Genomic DNA, 3406 nt, shown 5'->3' with positions numbered 1-3406 from the left:
ACCGAGGCTGAACGCACCGGACGCGGCCTGTCCCTGGAAGAACTCAAGGGCATCCGCAACCGGGTACGGCTCCGCAAGCCCCAACGGGTCGCACTTCATGCCTGGGCCTTCGCCCAGCTCGCAGGCTTCATCGTCTACAAGGCCAAGCGGGCCGGGGTGCCCCTGGTCTTCGTCGATCCCGCGTACACGTCCCAGACGTGCTGCGAGTGCGGCCACACGGACAAGAAAAACCGCGTTGACCAGGGACTTTTCATCTGCCGGCGGTGCGGGGTCGTTGCCCACGCGGACCGGAATGCTTCCCACAACATCGCCACCCGTGGCGAGAGCGTGTGGAACGCGGGGCGTGAGTCACGCGCCCCTGCCACCCGATAGGGGTGTCTGGACGGAGGAGTCAACCCAGCAGCCAGCTGGGCACTACCTCCAAACCCGGCCCTTCACTTCAGGGCCGGGTCAAGTTGACTGCAGTATGAAGGTGCCGCCCGTGGTCGTTGCCAGTTCCGGCCCGAAGGCGGCTGCTGGTGTCCATGCCCCGGGGCTGGCGACACCACGGGCCAGCCGTTCGGTGACGTCGGCGGTGACGTCGGCCGTGAAGTCCATGCCGTCACCGGTGCGGAGCCATCCCTCGTGCCGAGTGCCGTCCGCCCACTCCACGACGGCGTGCCCCCAGGAGTGCTCACGCGGGCGGGCTGTGGCCTTCACCGGGACCCGGCCGAGCAGGTCGACGGCGAGGCGTCGCATCGCGGGAACGGACAACAGGCGGGCGAGCAGGGGAAGTAGGGCACGCATCAGCGCCGAGGTCGGCGCGAGAGCGGAGGTGGCGGCGACGAACGGTGCTCCGCTCACCGCATGGGCCGCGACGAGCTCACCCGAGGCGACACCAGCCGACACCGCCGACTCCCCGTCCGGAAAGGTGAGTCGCTGCGGGTCCGCGCCGAGGCGCGACGCTACCAGCCGCCCGTTCTCGTACCGCCGTCCACCGGCGGTGAGCGCGTCCACGATGCTGGCCGCAAGCGCCGCACCGAGCACACCTGCCTCGACGGCCACCGAGGCCACGGCGTCGACCCGCACCCGGTGCGGTGTGGGCTGCTTTAGGCACAGCTTCGCCACCACCGCCTCCGTCGCCAGCGTGCCGAATCCGGCGCCGGTGACCAGGGTGCTCCCCGCTCGCGCCGCTTCGTCGTGCAGGGCGAGCAGCCCCTCGACGGCGACCATGTCGTTGGCTTGGTCGACGTAGTGGCCGCCGTTGGTCATGCAGGCGCGGGTGATCACCGGTGCAGTGGCGGAGAAGGCGCCCATCGTGTTCACGACCACCCGCGGGCGCTGGCGGACGATCTCTTCCGCGATCCGCTCGGCCGAGTCAGCGACGACCACCTTCGAGCGCCCGGGCAGACCGGCCTGGGCTCCGGCAGCGGCCAGCCGGTCCCGGCTGCGCCCGACCGGCACGACCGTCAGCCCTCGCGCGGCCAGTCGCGTGGTCACGCCCCGGCCGATACGGCCGGTCGCCCCGACAATCCACACCTCGTCAGTCGTCCTGCGCTCGCCGGTAGTCCTACTGGTTTCGCTGGTCTGGGTCATGTGACTGTCACCCTGCCTACTCCGGGCCGCACCGGGGACGTACGCCCTCGGTGATGACACAGTGTGTCGTCATGACACGCTAGCACTGACGACACTGTGGGACATCACCTGTTAGAGTCGGCCTGTGGCGAGGTGGGATCCCGGTGCGGAAGAGCGCCTGAAACGAGCGGCTCTGGAGCTGTACCTGGAGCAGGGCTACGACAACGTGACGGTGACCCAGATCGCCGAGCGCGCCGGGCTCACGCGGCGCTCCTACTTCCGTTACTTCCCGGACAAGCGCGAAGTCCTGTTCGCCGGCTCGGAGCGCCTCCCTCCGGCGCTTGCAGAGGCAGTCCGGACAGCAGACCCAGATACTGCTCCGCTCACCGCCGCCCTCGACGCGCTGGCGCGAGTGGGAGCCAGACTCGTCGAGCACGCGGACGGCGCGAAGGAACGCCGCACGGTGATCGACGCCAGCCCGGAGCTACAGGAACGCGAACGGACCAAGGCCGCCGCGATCACCGCTGCGATCCGCGACGCCCTGAAGCAACGTCACGTCGACGCCGGGACGGCCGACCTGATCGCACAGCTCGCCACGATGGCCTTCCACAACGCCTTCCAACGCTGGATCGAGGCCAAGGGGCGAGCACCCTTCCCCAACTGCCTCGACGCGGTGACCGACGAACTGCGAGCCGCCCTCGGCGGCACCTGAGCTGCACGTGGGGCCCGGCGCGGCCGACGCATCCGCCGACTCGTCCGGAGCCCTTCGGGACCGGACCGGGGCCAGACCGACGACGCCGGCCACGCGGTCCGGACTGCCGAAGACGCTCATGTCGCCGCCGGCGTAGGCGATGAGCTCGGCACCCAGGACGGGGCCGATGCCTGGCATGCGGTGTGCTGGGCCTGGGCGGCCTCGACAGTCGCAGCCGCGACGGGTTCGCTGTTGCGGACGTTGCGGTTCCTCAGCGACTATGTGAGCCGGTTCGCGCCGATCAGACGCATGGCGGCACCAGCAGTCGGCCGACATCGCCAGCAGCGTGGCGTTCGTGCACGGCTCGGGCACGAGGGCGGCATAGAAACCGTCGACGTCCGCAGCGGCGGCGACCCCTCCAACTCCTGGCCTCGCCACGCGGCGAACGGCCATCTCTGCGCACTCGTCTACGAGCACCGGCACGAGACGATGACACGTGGCACGGCACTCGCCGCAAACCCCACAAGAACGGTGCCTTGCCAGCGATGACCAACTGCGCCTGACGGACCGCCCCGGCGGGAGTGGGTGCGGGCCGTTGCGTTCGGTCTGCCGTGCGGCGGCCTTCGGAGGCACCGCTCGGTCAGCGAGCTGCAATCGCTCCACCGTGCAGCAGCCGCCCCGTCCCATCACCGACCAGACGACGATCGTGAGCATCGCGACGGCCAACGGCCTGAACGTCGGTCCAGCAGGGCTCACCGAACCAACGTCCGAGCGCCGGTTCCAGGTCATCCGACCTGCCGGCCCAGCACACATAGCCGTCTGGCCTAATGAGCATGGACTCGGTGTCAGCACCCTGCCCCACCCGGTCCACTCGGTCCGACCAGGGGCCGGTGACCTCGGCGAACCCGTCGGCCGGATCGAGCAGGACGCCGCGTCCGGACCGCAGCAGTTCGTGCACCCGGGCCGAGCCGAGGTCCAGATCCGGCGACGGCAGACCGATGAGCGGATGCGCCTCGGCGCCCAGCATCGGGTAGCGAATACCCATCCCGGACAGCACGTCGTCGAGACGGTGTCGGCGTACAGGTGAACGTCCTCAGCCACGTACGGATGAACGAGGCCAGTTTCTGACGCGCTGAGGGTCAGCGGTGGGCACTCTGCTGC

Annotated in this window: 4 protein-coding genes and 1 pseudogene; 2 read left to right on the top strand and 3 right to left on the bottom strand. The window is 69.9% G+C overall.

What is annotated here, in order from left to right:
* Positions 1-372, top strand: a 372-nt coding sequence (locus ACIRVK_RS45320; RefSeq protein ID WP_404257991.1) for an RNA-guided endonuclease TnpB family protein, incomplete at its 5' end; no start/stop codon positions are given.
* A 78-nt stretch (positions 373-450) separates the two neighbouring features.
* Here the strand turns inward: ACIRVK_RS45320 and ACIRVK_RS45315 are convergent.
* Entirely contained in the window at positions 451-1575 is a 1125-nt protein-coding gene (locus tag ACIRVK_RS45315) for a saccharopine dehydrogenase NADP-binding domain-containing protein (RefSeq protein WP_404257989.1), read from the bottom strand.
* 124 nt (positions 1576-1699) lie between these two features.
* On the opposite strand from ACIRVK_RS45315, the gene ACIRVK_RS45310 reads away from it, so the two are divergent.
* Positions 1700-2266 carry a TetR/AcrR family transcriptional regulator gene (locus tag ACIRVK_RS45310; protein ID WP_404257987.1) on the top strand — a complete coding sequence of 189 codons (567 nt, stop codon included), beginning with the start codon at positions 1700-1702 and terminating at the stop codon, positions 2264-2266.
* A 72-nt stretch (positions 2267-2338) separates the two neighbouring features.
* On the opposite strand, the pseudogene ACIRVK_RS45305 reads toward ACIRVK_RS45310, so the two are convergent.
* Together ACIRVK_RS45305 and ACIRVK_RS45300 are read right to left on the bottom strand one after the other, a co-directional pair.
* Positions 2339-2443, bottom strand: a pseudogene (locus ACIRVK_RS45305) (transposase); the annotation flags it as partial.
* Positions 2444-2885: 442 nt separating this feature from the next.
* Positions 2886-3290 carry a hypothetical protein gene (locus ACIRVK_RS45300; RefSeq protein ID WP_404257985.1) on the bottom strand — a complete coding sequence of 135 codons (405 nt, stop codon included), beginning with the start codon at positions 3288-3290 and terminating at the stop codon, positions 2886-2888.
* Positions 3291-3406 lie beyond the last annotated feature (116 nt).

The sequence above is a fragment of the Streptomyces sp. NPDC101152 genome, assembly GCF_044768275.1.
Lineage (GTDB): Bacteria > Actinomycetota > Actinomycetes > Streptomycetales > Streptomycetaceae > Streptomyces.
This window is presented reverse-complemented; position numbering and strand designations above follow the sequence as displayed.

Excerpts from the sequence above, each read along its gene's own strand:
- ACIRVK_RS45300 (WP_404257985.1), bottom strand. The coding sequence starts at position 3,290 with ATGGGTATTCGCTACCCGATGCTGGGCGCCGAGGCGCATCCGCTCATC.
- ACIRVK_RS45315 (WP_404257989.1), bottom strand. The coding sequence starts at position 1,575 with ATGACCCAGACCAGCGAAACCAGTAGGACTACCGGCGAGCGCAGGACG.